The 23084-nt window shown below is 68.9% G+C and carries 17 protein-coding genes; 8 read left to right on the forward strand and 9 right to left on the reverse strand.

The window, feature by feature from the left end; all coding sequences use genetic code 11:
- A partial coding sequence (locus tag M0R80_23195) for a fibronectin type III domain-containing protein (GenBank protein MCK9462538.1) occupies positions 1–1244 on the forward strand: 1244 nt, incomplete at its 5' end.
- Positions 1245–1283: 39 nt separating this feature from the next.
- Here the strand turns inward: M0R80_23195 and M0R80_23200 are convergent.
- Positions 1284–5435 carry a matrixin family metalloprotease gene (locus M0R80_23200; protein MCK9462539.1) on the reverse strand — a complete coding sequence of 1384 codons (4152 nt, stop codon included), beginning with the start codon at positions 5433–5435 and terminating at the stop codon, positions 1284–1286.
- Positions 5432–5986, reverse strand: a complete 555-nt coding sequence (locus tag M0R80_23205) for a hypothetical protein (protein ID MCK9462540.1) — start codon at positions 5984–5986, stop codon at positions 5432–5434. The genes M0R80_23200 and M0R80_23205 overlap by 4 nt, the downstream gene beginning before the upstream one ends.
- 270 nt (positions 5987–6256) lie before the next feature.
- Here M0R80_23205 and M0R80_23210 point away from each other — a divergent pair, with 270 nt between their 5' ends.
- Positions 6257–6700, forward strand: coding sequence for an SWIB/MDM2 domain-containing protein (locus M0R80_23210; protein ID MCK9462541.1), 444 nt, complete (start codon positions 6257–6259; stop codon positions 6698–6700).
- A gap of 3 nt (positions 6701–6703) precedes the next feature.
- Here the strand turns inward: M0R80_23210 and M0R80_23215 are convergent, their stop codons facing one another.
- Genes M0R80_23215 through M0R80_23225 form a run of 3 tightly spaced genes read right to left on the reverse strand, consistent with a single transcriptional unit; the run spans position 6704 to position 14078 of the window.
- A complete protein-coding gene (locus M0R80_23215) occupies positions 6704–8761 on the reverse strand; it encodes a KUP/HAK/KT family potassium transporter (protein ID MCK9462542.1) in 2058 nt (685 codons plus the stop codon).
- Positions 8762–8779: 18 nt separating this feature from the next.
- A complete protein-coding gene (locus M0R80_23220) occupies positions 8780–11650 on the reverse strand; it encodes an MMPL family transporter (protein ID MCK9462543.1) in 2871 nt (956 codons plus the stop codon).
- A 55-nt stretch (positions 11651–11705) separates the two neighbouring features.
- Positions 11706–14078: an MMPL family transporter gene (locus tag M0R80_23225; protein MCK9462544.1), complete on the reverse strand. Its 2373-nt coding sequence runs from the start codon at positions 14076–14078 to the stop codon at positions 11706–11708.
- A gap of 87 nt (positions 14079–14165) precedes the next feature.
- Between M0R80_23225 and M0R80_23230 the strand changes: the two genes are divergently transcribed.
- The gene (locus M0R80_23230) at positions 14166–15818 is read left to right on the forward strand and encodes a DHA2 family efflux MFS transporter permease subunit (protein ID MCK9462545.1); all 1653 of its coding nucleotides are present in this window, start codon (positions 14166–14168) and stop codon (positions 15816–15818) included.
- A 3-nt stretch (positions 15819–15821) separates the two neighbouring features.
- Here M0R80_23230 and M0R80_23235 read toward each other — a convergent pair whose 3' ends face one another.
- The 4 genes from M0R80_23235 to M0R80_23250 all read right to left on the reverse strand — a co-directional run bounded on the left by M0R80_23235 (position 15822) and on the right by M0R80_23250 (position 18388).
- Positions 15822–16112 (reverse strand): type II toxin-antitoxin system RelE/ParE family toxin, encoded by a 291-nt coding sequence (locus M0R80_23235; GenBank protein MCK9462546.1) that lies wholly within the window; start codon positions 16110–16112, stop codon positions 15822–15824.
- A 1-nt stretch (position 16113) separates the two neighbouring features.
- Positions 16114–16392, reverse strand: coding sequence for a type II toxin-antitoxin system Phd/YefM family antitoxin (locus tag M0R80_23240; GenBank protein ID MCK9462547.1), 279 nt, complete (start codon positions 16390–16392; stop codon positions 16114–16116).
- A 172-nt stretch (positions 16393–16564) separates the two neighbouring features.
- Positions 16565–17296 (reverse strand): hypothetical protein, encoded by a 732-nt coding sequence (locus M0R80_23245; protein ID MCK9462548.1) that lies wholly within the window; start codon positions 17294–17296, stop codon positions 16565–16567.
- Between the two features lie 63 nt (positions 17297–17359).
- The gene (locus M0R80_23250) at positions 17360–18388 is read right to left on the reverse strand and encodes an FHA domain-containing protein (GenBank protein ID MCK9462549.1); all 1029 of its coding nucleotides are present in this window, start codon (positions 18386–18388) and stop codon (positions 17360–17362) included.
- 109 nt (positions 18389–18497) lie between these two features.
- On the opposite strand from M0R80_23250, the gene M0R80_23255 reads away from it, so the two are divergent.
- The 5 genes from M0R80_23255 to M0R80_23275 form a co-directional block, all read left to right on the forward strand.
- A complete protein-coding gene (locus M0R80_23255; GenBank protein ID MCK9462550.1) occupies positions 18498–19157 on the forward strand; it encodes a Crp/Fnr family transcriptional regulator in 660 nt (219 codons plus the stop codon).
- Positions 19158–19219: 62 nt separating this feature from the next.
- A complete protein-coding gene (locus M0R80_23260) occupies positions 19220–19858 on the forward strand; it encodes a hypothetical protein (protein MCK9462551.1) in 639 nt (212 codons plus the stop codon).
- A 92-nt stretch (positions 19859–19950) separates the two neighbouring features.
- Complete coding sequence (locus M0R80_23265; protein ID MCK9462552.1) at positions 19951–20733, forward strand: tetratricopeptide repeat protein; 783 nt, start codon at positions 19951–19953, stop codon at positions 20731–20733.
- Between the two features lie 12 nt (positions 20734–20745).
- Positions 20746–21510: a DNA repair protein RecO gene (gene recO, locus M0R80_23270; protein ID MCK9462553.1), complete on the forward strand. Its 765-nt coding sequence runs from the start codon at positions 20746–20748 to the stop codon at positions 21508–21510.
- Between the two features lie 120 nt (positions 21511–21630).
- Positions 21631–23084: transposase (locus tag M0R80_23275; GenBank protein ID MCK9462554.1), on the forward strand; the 1454-nt coding region annotated here is incomplete at its 3' end.

The raw sequence follows: 23084 nt of genomic DNA on the forward strand, positions 1-23084 counted from the left end.
ACACGGACACGGACACGGACACCGACACCGACACCGACACGGATTCCCCGGAGATAGCGGTCAGCTGTGTCGATGGGGGGTTGGACTGGACGGAGATCTCCAACGGCGACACCCTGGCCTTCCCGGACACGGTGGCGGACGGCGAGGCCGGACAATCCAAAACCCTGACGATCAGCGTCCTCAACACCGGCGGCGCGGACTTGAACCTCACGGCCGACCCGGCGGTCACCGGCGTGGGGACCGAGGTGTGGACGCTCGATCTCAGCGAGTTCGTGGAGACCCTCCCGACCGCGGAGTCCTTCGACATGGACCTGCGGTTCGACCCGTTCACGTGCGACGACTACGCGGCGGTCCTGACCATCGAGAGCGACGACGCGGACGAGAACCCGTTCATCATCGAGCTCGAGGGCGCCGGCATCGACGGCACGCCGCCCGTCCCCGGCGGCGGCGGCGTCATCGACCCGGCCGAGGACACGATCACCGCCACCTCGGTCTCGCTGAGCTGGACCGCCGCGACCGACAACTGCTCCTGGCCCATCGACCTGCGCTATCGGCTGGTGCGCTCCGACTCGAACAACATCTCCACGGTGACCGAGGCGATCGAGAACGGCACCGTCGTGATGGACTGGACCAGCGACGTGACCGCCGTCGACGTGTCGAGCCTCTCCCCGGCGCACGACTACTGGTTCAACGTGCTCGTGGAGGACGAGCTCTGGAACCGCGCGGCCTACACCCCGGTCGTGGTCACGACGCTGCAGCAGATCTTCGTCTTTCCCACGGCGCCGAGCTTCGGCAACCTCGGCGGCTCCCGCGCGACGGGGGACAACGCCTGCCGCACCATCCGGGACAGCACCTATCCCGGCCTGCCGGACGACCACGTGCTGATGCTCATCTCGTTCGACGGAGACGAGATGATCGACATGGCGTCCGCGTATTCGATCCCCACCAACCGGCCCTTCTCGGGGCCGGGCGGCACCGTCTTCGCCGACAACTGGGCCGATCTCTTCGACGGGAGCATCGACATGACCCTGGCGGCGGCGGGCGCGCTCGGCAGCGGCTTCTGGTGGTCCGGATCCTACTCGGACGGGACTGGCTACACGGACACCTGCGAAAACTGGTACTCGGCGGCGGCCGCCTACAGCGGCGCCATCGGATCTGCCACCGCCGTGGACGGGAACTGGATCCTCTTCGGGACCCAGACCTGTTCCATGACGGTCCCCTTCCTCTGCCTCGCCTGGGAGTAGCACCCCCCGGAGTCCCGGGAGGCGCGGGGCGTCGCTCGCCTACGGGTAGATGAACGTCACGCCGTTGATGTCCGAGGTGGCGAGCGTCGTCTGCGCCTCGTTGCAGGGGCCGGTCGACCAGTACATGGTCGCCTCGTAGACGTCCGGGTGGTCGAGGCCGACGAGGTGGCCGATCTCGTGGGTCGCGATCCCCTCCAGGTCGAACTCGCCCGAGCAGCTGGGGCTCGCCGCCTCGGCGTCGGTGCAGAACAGCACGTTGTTGTTGAACACGATGTCGGCGTCGGTCATGCGGCGGAAGGTCGTGCCGTTGGTGATCATGGTCTGGCTGCCGAAGATCGGCAGGCAGGCCCCGAGCACGCCGGTGCCCAGGTCGCCGTCGGGATCCTCGAAGCTCATCGTGTTGAACCCGTCGTTGTTGAAGCCGCCGCCGCCGGCCGCCGCGTTCGCGATCTGGGTGAAGGTGATCGACGCGGTCGGCACGTCCTGCCAGTGCTGGAAGCCGAGCTGGACCGCGGTGAGCTCGGTCGGATCGACCATCGAGTCCTCGGCGTTCGCGGTGACGAAGCGGTACTCGACCGGCATGTCGGCGGGGAACCACTTCCGCGCCGGGGAGAGCAGCGCGAAGACGTCGGCGTCGCCGATCGGCAGGTTCGCGGGGCCGGCGACGTTGTCCGCCTCGTTCGACTCGCTCACCTCGCCGTAGGTGTCGATCTGCACGTACGAGTTGTAGTTGCTGGGCGGCGCGCCCTCGAGCCAGGCGACGTAGGAGATCGTGTCGCCCGCGCCGAGGAAGGAGCGGGTGGTGCTCCAGTCTCCGGGCAGGCCGGCGGTCGGGACCGCGTCGAGGTCGTGGTAGAGGTCGATGTCGAAGTCGGTGTAGCAGTCGATGTTGCCGGTGTTCGCCACCTCGAAGCTGAAGCGGACGTCCGAGCCGACCAGCGTGGTCACGAGGTTTAGCGCCACGAGGTTGAGCGTGCCGCCCTGCAGCTGCAGCGGCACGACGGTGTTCCACGTGGTGACGCCGTCGGTCAGCGCCAGGTCGAGGAGGTACTGGAACTCGTCGGCGGCCGCGCCGACGTTCACCGCGAACCCGCCGGCCGTGGCCGTGCCGCCGTCCGCGGCGACGTCGCCGAAGGTGCCGTCCGCCTGGGTCACTGTGACGTCCGGGTCCGACGACGACAGGACGCCGGTCACGCCCGTCGCGTCCACGCCGCCCACGTTGGCGATGGTGATCGAGAGCGTCGCCGCGGCGCCCGCCGGGATCGGCGACGGCGCGGAGGTGTGGGCGTCGTAGACCAGCTCGGTCGAGCGGCAGCCGTTCATCCGCAGGAGGTACGACAGGTACATGGGCGACCAGGTGGAGGTGGCCTCCTCCCAGAACACGCCGTTGAACCAGGTCGTCGTGGCGTAGTCGCCGTCGTCGGTGAGCAGCCCGAACTCGTCGGCGCTGAGGTCGTCCTGGAACTCGATGGTGGCCCAGAACGTGTCGCCCAGCTTGAAGGTCAGCGGCGTGGGCAGGGTGAAGGTCACCGGGATGACGCCGGTGCCGCTGACCGTGGTCCACGACGACGCGGTGTAGATCGCCTTGTCGGGGTAGCCCGCCCGGTAGGTGTAGATCTTCAGCCGGAACTGCGCGTTGACGGGTCCGCTGTTGCGGTAGAACTGCGCCTCGGCCGAGGTGAGCGTGAAGCCGGTCGCGTCGACCACGTAGTACTGCCCGAGCTCGTCGCCGGCCGCGGCCGGGATGAAGTAGGTCGGCGTGTCGTTGTCGACGACGAGCTGGTAGTTCTCGTCGTCGCAGCCGTCGCCCTGGACGTAGATGCCCCAGGCGTCGAGCCAGCTGTTGGGGCCGTCGCTCGAGTCGAGAATGACCGGGTAGATGCCGAACGCGGCGGCGTCGGCCGCGATCGAGAAGCTGGGCGTCCCGGTGGCGCTGGCGCCGGCGTTGATCACGCCGAAGCTGTTCGCGCCGGCCGTCACCGTCAGCCGGTCCTCCCCCGAGCTCAGCGTGCCGACCACCGCGTCGGCGGTGTTCTCCGGGCCGCGGTTGCGCAGCGTGCCGGTGGTGGTCACCGTGCCGCCCGCCGGCAGCACCGCCAGCGAGTCGGTGTGGCTCGTGAGCCCGAGCCACGGGCCCTCGGCGCAGCCCTCGCCCCGGATCACCCAGTTGCCCATCGTGCCGTAGTACGTGGTGTCGGCCGTGCTGTAGAGCGCGCCGCCGAAGTACGGGACGAGCACGCCGCCGTCAACGAGCGGCAGGAAGTAGTTCGCGGTCTGGTCGTCCAGGGAGCGCACGCCGACCCAGAAGAGCTGATCCTTGATCAGCGCGAGCGGCGCGGTCAGCGGGAAGGTGTAGAGATCCGTCCACTGGGTGGCCACGGTGAACGCGGGCGTCGAGGCGAGCTCGGCCCCGGGCAGCCCGTCCTCGTCCGCGTAGACGTGCACCGAGTAGTCGCCGTTGCCGGTGCAGGTCTCGCCGTCCGGGCAGAAGTCGTAGAAGCCGACCTGGATCTGCTGGAGGTTGTACGCCTCGGCGTCGACGAAGAAGATGTTGTACACCTCGTCCCCGGCCGCGAGCAGGTAGCCCGACAGCGGAAAGTCGTTGTCGATCCGCAGCTCGTCCTCTGCGTCGACGGTGTCGCACTCCGGGCAGCCCTCGTCGACGAGCCAGTTGCAGTCGTTGTCGATCCCGTCGCACAGCTCGTCGGCGCCGGGGTGGACGGTTTCGTCGCCGTCGTCGCAGTCGTTGCCCGGGCAGCCGTCGCCCGAGCCGTAGCCGTCGCCGTCGGCGTCGACCAGGGTGCCGCCCACGCAGCCGCCCTCGTGGCACTGGTCGCCCAGCGTGCAGGCGTCCCCGTCGTCGCAGGCGAGGGTGTTGGGGGCGAACACGCAGCCCGTCGCCGGGACGCAGCTGTCGTCGGTGCAGAGCTCGAAGTCGTCGCAGGTCAGCGTCGAGGTGTGCTCGCTGCAGCTGCCGGCCGCGCAGTGATCGCCGAGCGTGCAGGCGTCGCCGTCGTCGCAGGGGGCGGTGTTGTTCGCCCACGCGCAGCCGTCCGTCGGGTCGCAGGAGTTCGTCGTGCAGATGTTGTCGTCGTCGCAGTCGAGCAGCGTCCCGGGCGTGCAGATGCCGCCCGCGCCGCAGCCCTCGGCCCCGTTGCACACGTTGCCGTCGTCGCAGTCCTCCGCCGTGACGCAGAGGCCGCACTGCGGATCGGCGGCGTCGGTCAGGTCGTCGCAGTCGTTGTCCAAGGTGTCGGAGCAGACCGCGTCGCCCAGCGGCCCCTCGAACGCCGCGGGGTTGACGAGTTCGTCGTCGTCGTCGCAGTCGTCGCCGCCCGCGCACGCGTCGGAGACGTGGCCGTCGTCGTCCGCGTCGAGCGGCGCGCCGACGCAGTCGCCGGCGTAGCACGCGTCGTCCATCGTGCAGGCGTCGCCGTCGGTGCACGGAACGGTGTTGAAGGCGTGCTGGCAGCCGGCGGTCGGGTGGCAGCTGTCGTCCGTGCAGACGTCGAGGTCGTTGCAGTCGAGGGCGCCGGCGCCCGCCTGGCAGGTGCCGCCGCCGCAGACGTCGCCCACGGTGCAGAGGTCGCCGTCGTCGCAGCCCGCCGTGTTGTTCACCCACTGGCACCCGAAGACGTCGTCGCAGCTGTCGGTGGTGCAGGGGTTGTCGTCGTCGCAGTCGAACGTGCCCGCCCCGGCGCAGACGCCGTCCTGGCACTGGTCGTCGGTGGAGCAGTACTGGCCGTCGTCGCACGCGGCGGTGTTGTTGACGTAGGCGCAGCCCGCGGCGGGGTCGCAGCTGTCGTCCGTGCAGACGTCGCCGTCGTTGCAGATCAGCGGGTCGCCGCCCTGGCAGAGCCCGGACAGGCAGGCGTCGTCGAGGGTGCATTCGTTGTCGTCGTCACAGGGCTCCGTGTTGTCGTCGTGGACGCACGACCCGTCGTCGCACAGATCGTCCGTGCAGAGGTTGTCGTCGTCGCAGTCCTCGTTGCCGTCGCACTCGACGCCGCCGTCCGCGTCGGTGTCGGTGTCGGTGTCGGTGTCGGAATCCGTGTCGACGTCGGTGTCGGAATCGGTGTCGGAGTCCGTGTCGACGTCCGTGTCGGTGCCGCCGCCGCCCCCGGAGGAGCTGCTGCAGCCGGCCGCGAACGCGAGGAGGGCCGCGAGGAGGATCAGCATCGCCGTTCTCATGGGCGGCCTCCCTTCACGATCGCGCGCACGTCCTCGAGGGTGACCATCCTGGTCGCCGCCCGGCCCCCGCCGTCGTCGACGACCGTCACGTCCCGGGGCTGCGGGTCCTGATAGAGCTGCTCGTCGCCTCGCTCGTCCCGGCGCAGGCGGAACACGCCCTGGAACAGGCCGACGACGTGATAGCCGTCGCCGTCCTCGCGCGGCTCGAGGAAGACGAGCACCCGCTCGCCCCGCACGAACACGGGCGTCCCCGGCAGGCTCGCCGCGTCCCCGCCGACCTGGCCGCCGATCATCTTGATCATCAGCGGGCCGAGGTCACGTCCGCCCTTGAGCACCTCCGTGGGCTTTACCGAGACGCGCGTGTAGATCTTGGTGCGGGGCTCGTTCCAGCGCGCGTCCACGCTGCCGACCTCGCCGACGGCGATGATCGTGGCGACGGCGGAAAGCCGCTCGACGTCGAAATGCTGGAGCACCGTGGTCGACGCCGGCACCGCGACGAGCGTGGCGAAGCCGAGCGCCAGAAGACCCGTGAGCCATGGGGCACGTCTCATTGTTCTCCTCCTGTGATCGTTTCTCGCGGCCGATTCCGGTCGCACGGAGAGAGTATCCGAGTCCCCGAAAGCCTGCAAACGGCGCTCGGGTCCCGACCCCCGTCGGGCGCTCCCCTCGAAAAATATGTTCTCTCCCTCTGAAAAAGGCCTTGCTTCACTCTGAGAATCGCTCTTAGTATTTTCCTCATGATGCAGCGAAGGCGTTCCTCAACGAAAAGGGAGTTGAATACGCTCTCGGTGTGATCAACCAACTTCAACAGGAGAACCGTAATGGCAACGAAGAAAGCCCCGAAGAAGGTCGTGAAGAAGAAGGTCGCCAAGAAGGCCCCGGCGAAGAAGGTCGCCAAGAAGGCCCCGGCCAAGAAGGCCGCCAAGAAGGCCCCGGCCAAGAAGGTCGTGAAGAAGAAGGTCGCCAAGAAGGCCCCGGCCAAGAAGGCCGTGAAGAAGATCAAAGTGAAAGTGAAGCGCAAGCCCAACGCGGCGTTCATGGCGCCGAAGCAGCCGTTCGGCCCGCTCGCGGCGATCATCGGCGACAAGGCGATTCCGCGCACCGAGATCACCAAGAGGATCTGGGACTACATCAAGAGGAACAAGCTCCAGGACTCCGTCAACAGGCGCATGATCAACGCCGACGACAAGCTCAGGGCGCTGTTCGGGAAGGCCCAGGCGTCGATGTTCGAGTTGACCAAGATGGTCAACAAGTACGTCAGGTAGTCGCTACGGCGCCGAGGCGCGGCTCGGCCGGATATCCTCGACCGGTTCCTCGTCGGTGATGGCGATGCGGGCGGAGTCCGGCCCGACCACGATCGGGATGACCGTCTTGTTGCGACCGGCCTGCTCGCGCATCCCGAAGTAGCGATCCGCCGGGTTGGCGATCCGCAGTATCAGCTGGAAGTAGCGCAGCATGAGGCGCCGCAGCCACGGCAGCGACTTCTCGATGATGAGCTCCTCCTCGCCGACCTGGATCGTCCAGCGGTTCTCGTTGATCTTGATGATTCCCGCCTGCTTGAGCGATCGCAGGAGGTTCGGCACGTTGGGCGGCTGCATGTAGCCGTACCGCGCGTTGACCGCGACGATGTTCGCGCCGAGCGGGATGGTCTTGCAGCGCTCGTCCTCCGGCTCGAACGGCCGGTTGGTCTGCAGGACGTTCAGCAGGATGACGTGCTTCGGGACGGCGCCGTTGCGGCGCACGTAGACGCGCAGCCCCATGGGGCACGGGTCCTCGGGCTTCGAGATCGCCCGGGACGAGAGGAACACGACCGCGCGCTCCACCTGGGCGACCTCGCGCTGTCCGTACTTGATGCGCAGCATCGGGCTCTCCATGAGCGCCTGCTTGAGCTCGATGTAGTGGTGCATCGGGAACTTGGCGAACTCGATGTACGCCTTGGCGAGCACGCCGCGCCCCCACTGCCACGTCTTCATGAGCGAGAAGAGGGCGACGGCGATGGCGATCGGCACGTAGGCGCCGTCCACGATCTTGATCGTGTTGGCGCCGAAGTAGGATAGCTCCACGGCCAGGAAGAGGGCGCACGCCGGGCCGATGAGGTACCAGCGCCAGCCCCAGCCCCGCGCGACGAAGAAGAAGACGAAGGTGGTGATGATCATGGCCCCCGTCACCGCGATCCCGTACGCGGCGGCGAGGGAGCTCGACGTGCGGAACGTCAACGTGAGGATCGCGCAGCCGGCGAACAGGAGCCAGTTGACGCCCGGCATGTAGATCTGCCCCTGGATCTTCGCCGACGTGAAGACGATCTGCAGCCGCGGGAAGAAGCCGAGCGCCATCGCCTGCCGCGTCAGGCTGAACGCGCCCGAGATGAGCGCCTGGGAGGCGATGACCGTGGCCATGGTGGCCAGCGCGACGAAGACGTACAGGAGCCCGTTCTGGGGGAAGAGCGCGTAGAACAGGTGGCCGTTCGGGACGGAGGCCGGATCGAGCAGCCGCGCGCCCTGGCCGAAGTAGTTGAGCAGCAGCGCCGGGTAGACAAGCGAGAACCAGCTCACCTGGATCGCGTCGCGCCCGAAGTGCCCGAGATCCGCGAACAGGGCCTCGACGCCGGTGATGGCGAGCACCGCGGCACCGAGGATGAAGAGCGCCTTCGGCCCCATGCGGGTCAGGAACTCCACCGCGTAGGCCGGGTTCACGGCCGCGAGGACCTGCGGGTGCGCGACGATCCAGTAGAGCCCGGCGACACCGATCGTGAGGAACCACACGACCATGATAGGCCCGAACGCCCTGCCGACGTTCTTCGTGCCACGGCTCTGGAACCAGAACAGGCCGAACAGCGTGGCGAACGTGATGATCGGGACCACCGTGGGGCTGAGCGCGGTCGTGGCCACCTCGAGCCCCTCGTACGCGGACAACACCGAAATGACCGGCGTGATCACGCCTTCCCCGTACAGGCACGCGGCGCCGATGATCACGGCGGTCGTGATCACCGCGATCCGGCGGCCCGGCTTGGCGCCGGGTTTTCCGTTTGCGCCCTGCTGCCGGTTCCGGATGATGCCGAGCATCGCGAAGATGCCGCCCTCGCCGTTCAGATCCGCGCGGAGGACGAGCAGGACGTACTTCAGGCAGACGACGATGGTCAGCGTCCAGAAGATCAGCGACAGGGCGCCGAGCACGTTGGGCAGCGAGCGCTCGAGCTCGACCGCGCCGAAGAATATCTCCTTCAGCGTGTAGAGCGGGCTCGTCCCGATGTCGCCGTACACGACCCCGAGCGCGCCGATGGCCAGCGTGAGGAGCCCGGTCTTGGCCTTTTCCCTTCGGAGTCCCACGTCCTTCGTTTCTCTTCGCTACTCGCCCGTGGCCGCGGGGTGCGCCGGGGCCCGGCTGTCGACCAGGTCGGGCAGCGAGCCCTCGGCCTTGAGAACGGGCAGCAGGACGAACGTCGCGACCGCGCACAGGATCATCGTCAGCGCCACGAGGAGCCCGAACCGCTGCATCGGGATCATGTCCGAGATGGCAAGCACCGAGAAGCCGGCCGCGACCTGGATCGCGTTCGACGCGATCGACGGCCCGATCGTCTCGGAGGCCACCTGCAGCGACTCCCGGCGCCGCCGCCGCCGCCACAGGAAGTGGATCGCGTAGTCGACGCCGACGCCGAGCGCGATCGCCGAGATCATGTTCGTCGTCGGATCGAGAGGAATCTTCACGGCCCCCATGACCCCGATCGCGACCGCGAACATGACGAGCGCGGGGACGAGCGCCTTCAGGCTGACGACGATCGAGCGGAACGCGATCGTGAGCAGCGCGATCAGGAGCACGAACGTCACGATGAGCGAGGCGATCGTGTTGCGCGAGATGCAGTCGGCGAACGCCGCGTTGACCACGGGCTGTCCCGTGACGAAGGCGGCGACCTTGCTCGCCTGGGGCCCTTCGCTCGGGAGGCCGAACGCCGGGGCGTCGAGATCGGTGAGCGCCCACGCGATGCGCCGTTCCAGCTCCGCGGGCGGCGCGGACACGCCGGCCGCCGCGAGCACCGGCGCGGCGAGCCTGGTCGCCTCGATCATCGCCCGCGCGTCTGCCATGGCCGTCGCGAGCGCGTCGGCGCTGAGCTCGAGCCCCTTGGGATCGCGCGCGGCAGTGAGCGGCAGGGCGTTCCGCAGCGCGTCGGTCACGGTCGCGAGGTCGGGTGACCCGCGAAGCGCCTCCCCGAGCGGATCGCGCAAGCGCCTCTCCCGCTCCACCCACTCGGCGGCGGCCTCCGCGTCCGCATCCGGCTCGGGCTCCATGAAAAGCGCGCCCTCGCCCATGACGTGCTCCGCGATCATCGCGTCGACGGCCTGTGCGACGTCGGGGCCCGGGACCAGATCCTCCTTCATCCCGTGCTCGCGGATCGCCGCCGCGATCCGCCGCTCGGCGCCCTGCGCGGCGCGCTCGCGCCCGTGGATGTCGATCAGGCGCACGAGGCGCGCGGAGATCTCGCCGATCATCGCCTCCGTCTGCCGCTCGCGATCCTTCGGCGGGAGCTTCCGGACCTCGATCCCGCTCACCGCGTGCGGGATCTCCTTCGCGACGAACGCCTGGAGCCCGTCGACCGCGGCGTTGATCATCTCGGGCGGCAGGTTCTTCAGCCGGACCTGGACGAGGCTCGCCTCCTTGGTCGGCGAGATGATCTGGTCGATGGCGGCGCTGCCCTCGATGAACGGGTAGAGCGGCTGCGTGCGCTCCTGGCTGATCGGCAGGTCCGGCCGGCCGCCCATCGCCTCGGCCATCATCACGAGCGGATCGATGATCGAGCTCACCTGCACGACGTTGTCATCCTGCTGGAGGTACTCGACGATCTTCCGGAGCTCGGCGAGCACGAACGGCGAGCGCATGTCGCCCTCGAAATAGATCTGGAGCATCACGGAGCCGCCGAAGCGGCGTTCGAGGAACTTGTTGGCCTCGTCCGGCTCGGAGCCGTCGGCGTAGAACGTCCGCAGCGTCGAGTCGGGCTCCACGCGCGCCGCGCACACGACGCTCACGGCCGCCAGGACGGCGGCGCCCGCAATCACGCCGCGCCTGTGGCCGAGCGACCAGCTGCCGAGGCGGCCGAGCGACCTCGCGAGCGGCGCCGCCCCGAGTCGCGTCGGGAGGTTGCGGCTGAACGACATCGCGGCCGGGATCACGGTCAGCGCGAGGAGGAGCATGAACAGGATGCCGAGCGCGCACAGCCACCCGAACTCGCGCATCGGCCCGACGTTCATCGCCTGGAACGCGGCGAAGCCCGCGCAGGTCGCGAACGCCGAGAACGACACCGGCCCCACGCGCTCCCTGAACGCCTCCACGATCCGCCCGTGGATCGTCGGAGCGGCGCCGGTGAAGTACGCCCCGAGGAAGTGGATGCCGTAGGCGCCGCCGATGGCGACGAACAGCGTCGGGATCGAGGAATCGACGATGGTGATTTTCTTCCCCAGGAGGACGAAGAGCCCGAGCGTCCAGACGAGCGCCATGCCGACGACCGACAGGCTGAGCACCACGCCGAGCGGCTTCGGGAACAGGAGGAACGTGATGAGGGTCACGACGATGATGACGACGGGCGTGAGCTTGCTCATGTCCGTCTTCGTGCCGCCGACCACGTGCAGGCGGATGAACGGCGAGCCGGCGTAGTAGATCCCCTTCCCGGTCCAGAGCTTCGACGACGCGGTCTTGATGTCCGCGGCGACGTTCACGGCGGCGCGCTTGCCGCCGAGGAAGCAGAGGATCATCGCCGCCTCGCCGTCCCTGGAGATCAGGTTGCCGACCGCGTTCTTGTTGGCGAGGACCCTGGCCCTGAGCGCCTCGAGCTCCGCGGGATCGGTCGGCACGCTGTCGACGAGCGGCTCGACGTTGAGCCCGACGGGGCCGGGCTGCGGGTCCGGGACCTCGGTGAACGACATCACGTCATACACGCCCTCGACCCGCGCGAGCCGCCGCGTCAGCTCGCGGATCTCGGTGAGCCGCTCCGCCGTGAACATGTCGTCCGCCTCGAGCCCGACGATCGCCACGTCGAGGCCGCCGAACTTCTCGTTCACGCGATGGAAGAGCGCGATGTCCGGATCCACGGCCGGGAGGAACTGGAGCACGTCGTCGTCGGCCTCGAGCTTGGGCAGGAGAGTGGCGAACGCCGCCGTGATGATCACGGCGATGATCAGGATCGGCCAGCGAAAGCGGATGATCAGCTCTGCAACCCGCGTCTTCATGGGCTCCTCACGGCGACGAACCAAGAACGACCTCGTATATACCAATCATCTCGTCTCAGTCCACCCCGCTTCCCCGCAGCGCCGGGAGCACGATCACGGCGCAGAGCATCGCCGCGGTGAGGCCGACGACGATCATCAGCCCGATGTCCGCCATGGCCCGGTTGTTCGCGAACGCGAGCGCCGCGAACCCGACGATCGTCGTCAAGGCGTCCGCGAAGACCGCCGCCGCGACCCGCCCGCGCTCACCCGCCGGCTCGTGCTCGACGTACACGCCGTAGTTGATCCCGAGGCCGAGCACCATGGTGAGCGCCGCGGAAGCGACCGGGGTGACCGGACGGCCGATGAGGCCGTAGAGCCCGACCGCCGCGAGCACGCCGAACGCGGGGGGCAGCACCGCGCGCAGAGAGAAGAGGAGCGAGCGCTCGACCACGGCGATCAGCACGAGCGCCACGGCCCCCCAGATGCCGAGCATCCAGGCGAGATCCTTCTGCAGCGCGTCGAGGGTGCCCTGCGCCTCGACCCGCTCGGACGCGAGGCGGCAGCCCGGCACCGCCTCGGCGATCGCGGCGAGCGAGTCGGCCCGGGCCGCGCCCTTCACCCGCGAGAGGACGTACCAGCGGCCGCCCTGCTGCACCAAGGCCTCCGTGACGAGCCGGCCGAGGCTCGTGCCGCTGTAGTCCGCGGGCTCGATCGGCGGGGCGTCGAGCATCGCGTCGAGGCCCTCGATGTAGGACGGCGCGAAGCCGGCGGCCGCGAGCGCGGTCCTCGCCCCCCCTGCACCGGGATCGAAGAGGGCCGCGGACGCGTCGAGCGACCTCCTCTGCGTCGCGAGCGACGGGAGGAACGGGCTCACGGAAACGACGTCGTCCTTCTCGACGCCGCCGGCGAGGAGCGCGGCATAGAGGGCGTCGTTGCGCGCGAGCGCCTCGTCGCGGGAGCCTCCCTCGGCCACAAGCAGCGCCTGATCCGCGATCCCGGGGAACAGCCTCGACAGCCGGTCCTGCTTCGCGACGAGATCGGGCGGCGTGTAGCCCAGATCGCGCGGATCCCCGGAGAGCGTCACGCCGAAGAGGCCGAACGCGAAGGCGCCGGCGGCCGCCGCGAACACCAGGAGCAGGACCGCGCGCCGCGCGCCCACGGCTCCCGTGCCGAGCCGCGTGAACCGGCGCGACCAACGCTCCGCGGTGTCGCGCAGCCCCGGACCCGCGCCGCCGAGCGCGAGCCTGTGGAGCGAGGGGAGCAGGAGCAGCGCCGTGAGGAGCGACACCCCGACCGAGATCGCGGCGAAGGCGGCGAGTTGCCGGACGCTCGTGAACGAAGACGTTGCGACGAGCAGGAACGCCGCGACCGCGGTGGCGCACCCGAGCGTCACCGGCCTGACCACGGCCTGGAGCGCCGCGGCCATGCGCGCCCTGGTGTCGCCCTCGGTCTCGCCGAGCGCCCGGTGGTAGAGGTGGATCGCGTAGTCGATGCTGATGCCGGTGATCGTCGAGGCGAACCCGAGGGTGAGCGCATGCACGCGCTGCCCGGCGAGCCCCATCGCGCCGGCGGCGATCGCGTTGCCGAGGAGGCCGGGGACGAGCGCGAGCAGGAGGAGCCGCAGGCGCCGGAAGAAGAGGAGGAACACCCCGGCGACGAGCACCGTGATCGCGATCGAGCACCACTTGAGATCCGCGATGAGCGAGGACGCGCTCGCGGAGGCGAAGTGGACCCCGCCGAGGGCGACAACCGGGATGTCCGCCGTGCCCTCGGCCTCGAGGGCGCGGGCGACCGTCCGGTCGAGCTCCCGCACGAAAGCCGTCGCGCGCTCGACGTCGAGCGCATCGAACGAGAGATCGAGGAAGACGAGGGCGTACCGTCCGTCGAGCGAGACCAGGTGGCCCCGCTCCACGCGGGCGCCCTGGCCCTCGCCGACGGCTTCGAGCCCGCGGAGCGCGTCCCGCCCGAGCCCGAGCGGGTCCTGCAGCAGGTACTCCTGGATCACCATCGCCTCGGGTGCGCCGAGCCGCTCCTTGAGCTGGGCCACGCGCTCCGCCGTCTCCGCCTCGTTTTTCGGGAGCGCGTCGGCGCGCGCGAGCCTCGCCGCCCGCCCGAGCACGACCGCCGCCGCCCGCCTCGCCTCGTCCATCTCCACCCGGCTCGTCACCGCCGCGACCCCGTCGAGCTTCGCCAGCGCGTCGGCCGCAGCGTCCGCGGCCTCGAGCAGGCGATCCGTGTCGCCCTTCGCCTCGGGCCCGACGACCACCGCGACCTTGCGCATCATCCCGAACCTGCGGGCGAGCTCGACGAGCGAATCGCCCCCGCGGTCCGGCAGCAGCTCGGTGACGTCCGTCTCGACGGAGATCCGCGTCGCGGCGAGGGCGCCTGCCGCGAGGAGCACCGCGAACACGGCGATCGCGACCGGGGTCGGCAGGATGGGCAGCTTCACGCAAAGGTCCTAACTTGGAAATCGGCGGATGTAAATCCGAGCGACTTCGGATAAGGTCACCGGCGACGCGCGATCCAGGAGGAGACGATGGCCGTTCCAGCGAGAAGCTACGCCGCGTTCGGCACGGTGATGCTCGCGTTCTTCCTGGCCATTCTCGACTCGACGATCGTCAACATCACGCTCCCGCGCATCACGGAGCACTTCAGGACCGACATCAAGACGATCTCCTGGGTGGTGAACGGCTTCGCGCTCGCGTTCGCCGTGCCGCTCATCACCGCGTCGCGCCTCGCGGATCAGTTCGGCCGCAGGCGCGTCTTCTCCATCGGCCTCGCCCTGTTCACGATCACGTCGCTCTTCGCCGGGCTCGCGCCGGGCGTGAACCTGCTCGTCTTCTTCCGCGTGCTCCAGGGCCTGTCCGCGGCGATGCTCGTGCCGGTCACGCTGCCGATCGTGCTGGACCTCTTCCCGGCCGAGAAGAGCGGCGCCGTCATCGGCGCGTGGGCGGCGATCGCCGGGCTCGCCGCGGCGGGCGGACCGGCGCTCGGGGGCGTCATCACGGACAAGCTCTCTTGGCAGTGGATCTTCTACATCAACATCCCGATCGGGCTCCTCTCGCTCGTGCTGACCCAGTTCCTCATCCGCGAGACCAAGGATCCGACGTCCTCGCGCCGGATCGACTGGTCCGGCATGGCGAGCCTCACCGCCGCGGCGTTCTCGCTCGTGTACGCGCTCATCAAGGCGAACGATCTCGGCTGGACGTCGCCGACCATCCTCGGGCTGTTCGCGTGCGCCGCGTTCTCCCTCGTCCTGTTCGTGCTCGCCGAGGTCAGGTCCAAGGAGCCGATGCTCCCGCTCGGGATGCTGCGCTCCCTGCCGTTCTCGGCGGGGAACGCGACGCTCTTCGTGCTCGGCATGGGCATGATGAACGGCGTGTTCTTCCTCGCCTTCTTCCTCACGCAGGTCATGGGCAAGACCGAGCTCGAGGCCGGGATCGTCATCACGGCGCTGCCGCTCACCTCGACGGTGTTCTCCGCCATCACGGGCGCGCTGTCGGACAAGCTCGGGTCGAGGTGGTTCACGACCGCCGGCATGGCGATCCTCGCCGCGTCGGTCTACGTCTACAGCGGGCTGCGCCCCGACGCGACGAACGGGGAGATCGTCTGGCGGCTCATGCTCATGGGCGCCGGGATCGGAACGGCGATGGCGCCGGTGGTGGGGTCGACCGTGCGCGCGGTGGCGGCGGACAAGATCGGCATCGCGTCGGGCGTCGGCAACATGACCCGCACCGTGGGCACCGTGCTCGGCGTGGCGATCATCGTGACGATGTTCACGGGCACGGTCGACCGGCAGATCGGGTGGGCCAAGGGCGAGGCCAAGGCGCTCGTCACGGCGAACGACGCGCTCCGGGATCAGATCAAGGCACCGATACTGAGGCGGATCTCGGGGGTGGGGTTCTCCCAGTCGCGCAAGCTCGCCACGCTCGACGAGACGCTCGCCGAGGTCGATCGCAAGAAGGCCGAGGTGCTCGACTCGGTGCCGCCGTTCATGGCGAAGAAGATGGCGAAGACGTTCGAGGAGCAGAAGGACGAGATCCGGACGCTCCACCCGAAGCTCCAGAAGATTTTCAAGAGCCGGATCTGCGACGCGTTCGCCGCGACCTTCAAGGTCAACGCGTTCATCCTAATCCTGGGCGTCCTCTTCGCGCTGTTCTCGGATCAGAGAAGGAATCGGGGTCGGTAGCCGTTAGCCGAAATCGCGCTTGCCGTGCCATACGCGCAAGACGACCAACGCATTTTCGTTCAAGGTGTAGATGATGCGGTAGGGCGAGACGATGGTTTCTCGATAGACGGACATGGCAAGCTCGGGGACGACTCGCCCCGACTCCGGGTGCCGTTGGGCACGCCTCACCGCGTCGCGAATCCTCTGTGCGAGGCGTCGCGCCGCCGTCGGATTGTCACGGGAGATCCAATCCCGCATCTCTTCGAGGTCGCGAAGCGCCGGGCCGGTCCAAAGAGCCTTCTTCTTTCCCGCCATCTCACCGCCCAAAAGAATCGAGGATCGCCTCGGCGTCAGTGTCCGGGTGCAGATCGCCTCGCTCTGCGGCGAGTGATCCCTCGCGCACGGCGTCGACGAAAACCGCGCGCGTCTCGAGCTGCTCGTAGGCGTCGAGCCCGATGAGAACCGCGACACCCCGGCCGCGGCGGGTCAACAACACGGGGCGCCGGGACGCGCATGCCTTCGTCACCATCTCGGACGCATGCGCCTTCAGATCGGTGATCGGACGGACGTCTTCACTAAATTTGGCTGTCGGCATCTGGTACCTCCAAAGGTGCCTTCAACGGCACCTGTTGAGTATACCTCCATCGGCGCACGGCACCAGCCGGAAACGATATCGGACGTTCGTGGGAGAAGGCGCCGGAAATCGACAGAGGTGGACGGAGTGGACGGCATGGACGGAGTGGAATGGACGGGAAAGGAAGAAGCGATCAGACCTTGGGCTTCTTCGCGCCCTTCTTTGGCGCGGGGGTGAACGTGACGGAGTAGTCGAGCGGCTTCTCGAGCATGATCATGCGCATGAGCGGCACGTTGAAAACGGCCGTGCCGTTCATGATCTTGCCGCCCACCTGGGAAACGATCTCGCCGTTGGGCCGCACGGTCAGCTCGAGGTAGGAGCCCTTCATGAGCGGCGGGCCCTCCTTGCCGACCGCGAACTCGATCGCCTCGAGGTACTCCTTCTCGGTGCGGGTCCGCTGCTCGCGGGGGCTCATCTCCTTGAACGCTGGGTTGGAGACGGCCGAGAACAAGGTGCCGACCTGCTTCGCGCTATCCCTGTCGAGGTGCAGCGCGATCGTCGTCTTTCCGTCCTTCTTCGTCACGTGGATGATCCCGTTGTTGCTGGGCGGGATCTCATCCGAGAAGAGGGAGCGGATGTCGTGGAAAACGAGATCCATCTCGAGCGTCTCCGGTGTCGGCGTCGAGATCCGCCGCACCACGAAGCCGGGCCGCTTCTCGATCCCCTTCTCGATCCGGGCAACGTCGAACACCTTGGCGCCGTCATCGGCCGTGAAGTAGTCGGCGAACAGCTTTTTGACCTCGAGCCTGACCTTCGCGGTGCCGGAGCCGTCGCCCTCGACGTCGATCGCCGGCCTGGCCGTGCACGCCGCGAGGAGGAGCAGAAAACCTGCCAGGAGAGCCGCCGTGCGTACGCATTTGCCCATGGAGAACCTGCCTTCCCACCCGCTTGGATGCCGCCAGCCTCTTTTTTATTCAGAGAAGATCGATCACGTCAACAGGAGCGCGAGCGCGACGACCGCGGCGACGAGCAGGATCGCGCCGACGACGATCAGCCCGAGATCCCCTCGCCCCGGCGGCGGATCCGGTCGCGGGATCTCGCGCGTCGTCCGCTGGTATCCTGGCTGGCCCGGATACGAGAGCGGATCCTCGGGGCCGATCGGCAGCGGCTCCTTTGCCGAGGCTTCGGGCGCCTCCGCCGAGGCTTCGGGCGTCTTTGCCGAGACCTGGGCGTCCTTCGCGTCGTGTCCGGCTGCGGTTCGGCGCGGCGGCGCGAAGGACGAGGTCTCCTCCTCCGGGGCGCTCTGGATCGCGGCGAGCGCCACGTCCGCCGGGTGCTCGAGGGCGAACGTCGTGCCGCCCACGGTGAACGGGACGCCGGGTGCGATCTCCGCCTCGGCGACCCGCTCGCCGCCGACGATTAAGCCGTTGCGGCTCTCGATGTCGCGCACGGCGATCCCGGTCGCGGTCCGGACGACCTCGGCGTGGTACCGCGACACGTCGCGATCGTCGACGCAGATGTCGGCATCGTTGGCGCGGCCGATGCGCAGCGCCGCGGGCGGCTCGGGCAGCGGGTACCGGCTCGCGGGGCCCGGCCCGCCGATCACGAGAAGCGAGGGCGGGGGCCTCTCGCCGGATCGCGCGAGGAGGCCGGCGAGAATCGCGCGCGCTTGGATCGCGGCCTCGTCCCGCCCCGCGGGCGGCCCGGGCGCCACGCCGAGACGGAAACGGATCTCGAACCCCGCGACGTCGATCATGTCCTCGTTGGAGAGGCGGCGCGCCCGGTGCGGGACGAGCCGCTGTCCGGCGATGAAAGTCCCGTTCAGGCTGCCGAGGTCGACCGCCTTGTAGTCGTTCCCGTCGAGCCGGATCTCGGCGTGGCGCGTCGAGACCGCCATGTCGGGAAGGCACACGTCGCAGCTCCGCGCGCGGCCGATGATCACCCGGTCCTGGACGAAGCTCCGGGAGTGCGCGGCGCCCGGGTCGCCGGGATCGACGATGTCGAGGCGGATCGCCATCGGGGAACACGCTAGCGAGTTTTGCAGCCCAGATCCACTCTTCGTACCCTGCGCCGTCGCTCCGGATGAGCCGTTGCTTTTGGCCGGGCATTCTCTAGAATGGGCCGCGATGGACGCGCGATCCAAGAACACGGAGCGGCTGTTCGAGCGGTTCGGCAGGAGCTATGCGGGCGGCGACGTCGTCTTCGGCGAGGACGACCCGGCGGCCGAGGTGTTCATGATCCTCGAGGGCCGCATCCGGCTGCTCAAGCGGGTGCGCGCGGTCGAGCGCGACATCGTCATCCTCAAGGCCGGCGACATCTTCGGCGAGGCGGCGCTCGTGCGCGGCCAGCTCCGATCCGCGTCCGCCGTGGCGCTCGGGCAATGCCGCGTGCTCGCGTTCACGACCGACGACTTCGAGGCGCTGCTCAACGAGCAGCCCGAGGTGGCGCTGAAGCTCCTGGGTCAGCTCATCCGGCGGCTCCAGGCGGCCGAGGAGCGGATCGAGAACATGATGCTGCGCGACAGCCAGAGCAAGATCGTGAACACGCTGATCCGCCTCGCCCAGAGCGCGTCGCCCGGCCAGACCCACGTGTTCCTCGGGGTGTCCCCCATCGAGCTGTCGTCGCGCATCGGGATCGACGTCGACACCGTGAAGCGCGGCATCCTCCAGCTCAAGGAGAATAGGTTCCTCGGCATCGCCGGGGAGCAGCTCGAGATCTACGATGTCGACGCGCTGCGCAAGCTGTACCGGCTCATGGGGATGAAGGAAAACCTCAAGAAAGAGTGAGGCCTGAATCACGCGCGCCCCCCGCGCGTCCAAGACCCGGCGGAAACAGGGGAGGTGAACCCATGCACAGCATCCGCAGCCACCTGGGTGCCGCGTTGGCCGTCGCGATGGCGGTGTTTCTCGCGGCGCCGTTCGCGTCGGCGCGCAACGTCTACCTGAACGGCGTCGAGATCGGGGACCTGCGCAGGCAGACGTTCAAGGATGCCACCGTGCACATCGACGAGAACGGCGACGTCCACATCAGCTCGGACCGGTACAAGGTCGAGGTGGTCGACGAGGACGGCAAGCCGGGCGGTGCGGCGAGCGCGGTGGACGAGAAGGACGTGGCCGGCGCCAACCCGCAGCTTCGGCAGCGGTACTTCCTCGTCACGAAGCCGTCTCCGGCCGGGCGCGCGCAGTACGACGTGGTCCTCAAGGTCAACGGCGTCCAGCGGCGCGTCATCAAGGCCGGCGATGCGGAGCTGATCATCGAGGTGTCGGCGTGGTTCAAGCCCGGCAAGAACACCGTCGAGCTCGCGGCGACGAAGAACCTGCGCGGCGGGCGGGCGTCGACGTCGCCCGAGGACAAGGCGCGCATCATCCTCGGCGCGGGACACGAGGAGGCCGCGATCGTGAAGGTCGACGTCGTCAACGTCGATTTCAAGTGCGACGCCTCGCAACTCGAGGACGTGAAGAAGACCTACGTCTTCACCGCGATCTGAACGTCCCAGATCGGCGGTAACCTGCCGTCTCTAAAAGGTTTTTCTGCCACCGGTTGCTTGACCCCACGCGCTTTTCCTGTTACCAAGTCGGCATGCAGACCGCTCGTCCGATCGCCACGATCCTCGCCGCAGCGGCTCTGCTCGCGGCGTGCGGCGCGAAGATATCCGACGAGGATCTCCGGCAATCGGATCGCTTCTACCAGGCCGCGTACATCTCCTGGTTCGAGGAGCACGACAACCTCGCCGCGATCCGGCACCTGACGCGCGCCATCGAGGCGAACCCGGAGAACGACGACGCGCAGTACCTGCTCGGGACGATCCGCCTCGGCAGAGGCGAGCTCGACGAGGCCGAGGTCCACCTGCGCACCGCGGTCCGCCTCCGCGGCGTGGACATGCCGACGGCCCGTGTCGAGGCGCTGAACAGCCTCGGCGTCCTCCTGCTGCAGAAGAAGAAGCCGGAAGAGGCGGTCGTCTGCCTCGAGGAGGCGGCGGGCGAGGTGCTGAACCGGGAGCCGTGGCTCGCGCTCGGGAACCTGGGCTGGGCGTACATCGAGCTCGGCGAGTACGACAAGGCGATCGAGACGCTGCGCCGCGCGCTGTTCGACCAGCCGCTCTTCTGCGTCGGGATGTATCGGCTGGGACAGGCGTACTACCTCAAGGGCGACTACACGAACGCCGTGGCCAACCTCGCGACCGCCATCGGGATCACGCAGGCCGGCTGCGACAAGTTGCAGGAGGCGCACCATCTCCTCGGCCTGGCGAACCTTCGGCTCGACCGGCTCGAGGAGGCGCGCGTTGCGCTCTCGGCGTGCGAGGAGATCGATCCCGCGTCGGAGACCGGCGCCGCGTGCGCCGAGGCCCGGCGAGGGCTGTAGCGCGGCGAGGCCATGCCCGACACGACCACCGCGGCGTTCGTCCTGCGCGCCGTGGATCTGCGCGAATCGGATCGCCTGCTGACCCTCCTGACGCGGGAGCTCGGAAAGGTCTCCGCCGTGGCGCGGGGCGCGCGGTCGAGCCGCAAGCGGTTCGGCGGGGCGCTCGAGCCGTTCGCGCTCGTCGAGGTCGTGCTCGGGCACGCCCGCGGCCGGGAGGGGCTTCACTCCCTGAGCGAGGCGACGCTGATCGAGGCGCACCCGGGCCTCGCCGAGGATCTCGAGCGGCTCGGCGCCGCGGCGCTGGTCATCGAGCTCGCGCGGGAGGTGATCCCCGAGAACGAGCCGGACCCGCGCCTGTTCGGCGTCGTCGCGGAGGCGCTCGGCCTCCTGTCGCGCGCTTCGAGCGGTGCCACCCGACCGCTCGCGATCTCCGCGGCGCTGCGGGTGCTCGCCTGCGCCGGCCTCGGCCTGAGCGCCAGCCGGTGCAACGCGTGCGGCCGCAAGGTCCCGCCGGGCAGGAAGGCCCACTTCGATCCCCGTCGCGGCGGCATCGTCTGCACCGCGTGCGGCGGCGGGCCGATCCTCCTCACCGCGGACGCCGTCGGGGCGCTCGCCGAGCTCGAGAGAGCAGAGCTCGCGGCGGCGGCGGACGCGTCGATCCCGGACCCCGCGCTCCTCGAGATCGAGGCCGCGCTCGGATCCTTCCTGGAGCACCACCTCGTGCGACCGCTGCGCTCGGATCAGTTCAGGAGGCAGGTCGGGCCGGTCGGCGGCTAGTGCGGTGGCGGCCACCGGCGGCCGCCGGCGTCCCCGCCGCTCACGGTGACATGTAACTGCGAATATCCGCGTCTCTTCTGATTCCCCCGATTCGGCACACATCGTGGTTCCCGCAGCCGCGTGCAGAGCGCTCGCCAACTCGAACCTTCCTGGTCGTCCGGCTCGTCGTTCGCCCCGGAGAGCGCCGGATACAGACCGCGTGCGCCGGACGCGACGGTGCTGCACAAGGTCGTGCGCGAGAACCTCGAGGAGTTCCTCCGCCAAGCACGCGGCGGGTCAGAAGACGGGGAGGGCGTCCCGGACTTCGTCGTGGACGAGCTTCGGAGGTTTCTGTCGTGCGGTTCGCTCTCGGGTGGTTTCGCGCGGCTCAAGTGCGAGACGTGCGGCAAAGAACGTCTCGTTCCCTTTTCGTGCAAGCGCCGCGCAGCATGCCCGAGCTGCGCTGGGAGGCGCATGGCGGAGCTCGCCGCGCACCTCGTGGATTCCGTGTTTCCGCTCGTGCCGGTGCGGCAGTGGGTGCTCAGCCTGCCGTTCCTCCTGCGCTACCGGCTCGCGTGGAACCACGATCTCACGCGGAAGGTGCTCCGGGTCTTCTGGCGTGTCCTCGACAGGTATCAGCGGAAGAGGGCGACGGAGCGCGGCCTCGCGAACGCCCGGACCGGCGCCGTGACGGTCATCCAGAGAGCCGGGGGCGCGTTGAATCTCAACGTCCATTTCCACATGGCCGCGCTCGACGGCGTGTTCGTCGAAAAGGAAGATGTAGGGGCGAACGGCCGTTCGCCCCTTCTCTCGTTCGTCCGGCTACCCGCGCCGTCGACCGAGGATGTCGCGGCGATCGTGAAGAGAGTTCGCAAGGGCGTCCTCCGCCTGCTCGGCCGCTCACGCATCTCGAACGGTGACAACGAAGACGACGGTTGGGACGATCCGTTCGTCGAGGAGAGCCCGGCGCTCGCGGCGGCGAGTGGCGCCTCGGTGCAGGGGATCTCCGCGTTCGGTCCTCGAACGGGGCAACGCGTGCGGCGGATCGGCGAAGAACCGGACGAGATCGTCAAGGCGCCGAAGCGGAAGCGCCACGCACGGTACCAGGGTTTCGATCTGCACGCTGGCGCACCGGCCAAACCCGAGGAGCGCGATCGCCTCGAACGAATGCTCCGCTACTTGTTGCGCCCGCCCATTGCCGAGAGCCGTCTTCGCGAGCTGCCGGACGGCAACATCCTCCTCACGCAGAAGACGAAGTGGTCGGACGGCACGACCGCGCTCGTGTTCCACCCGCTCGAGCTGCTCGAGCGGCTCGCGGCGATCATCCCGCGGCCCCAGATCAACCTGCTCATCTACCACGGCGTCTTGGCGCCCAACGCTCACTGGAGGAGCCGCGTCGTCGCCTACGGCCGCCCTGGTGTCGCGCCGGCCGCCGGCGCCGCCGAAGACGCCGACTCCGCCGAGACGGCCGAGCCGCAACCGTTCTCGCCGCGCAACTACACCTGGGCCGAGCTGATGCGCCGCACGTTCGGCTACGACGTCATGGCGTGCCTCGAGTGCGGCGGGCGGATGCGGCTGATCGCGATGATCGAGCA

The sequence above is a fragment of the Pseudomonadota bacterium genome (genome assembly GCA_023229365.1).
GTDB lineage: Bacteria > Myxococcota_A > Polyangia > JAAYKL01 > JAAYKL01 > JALNZK01.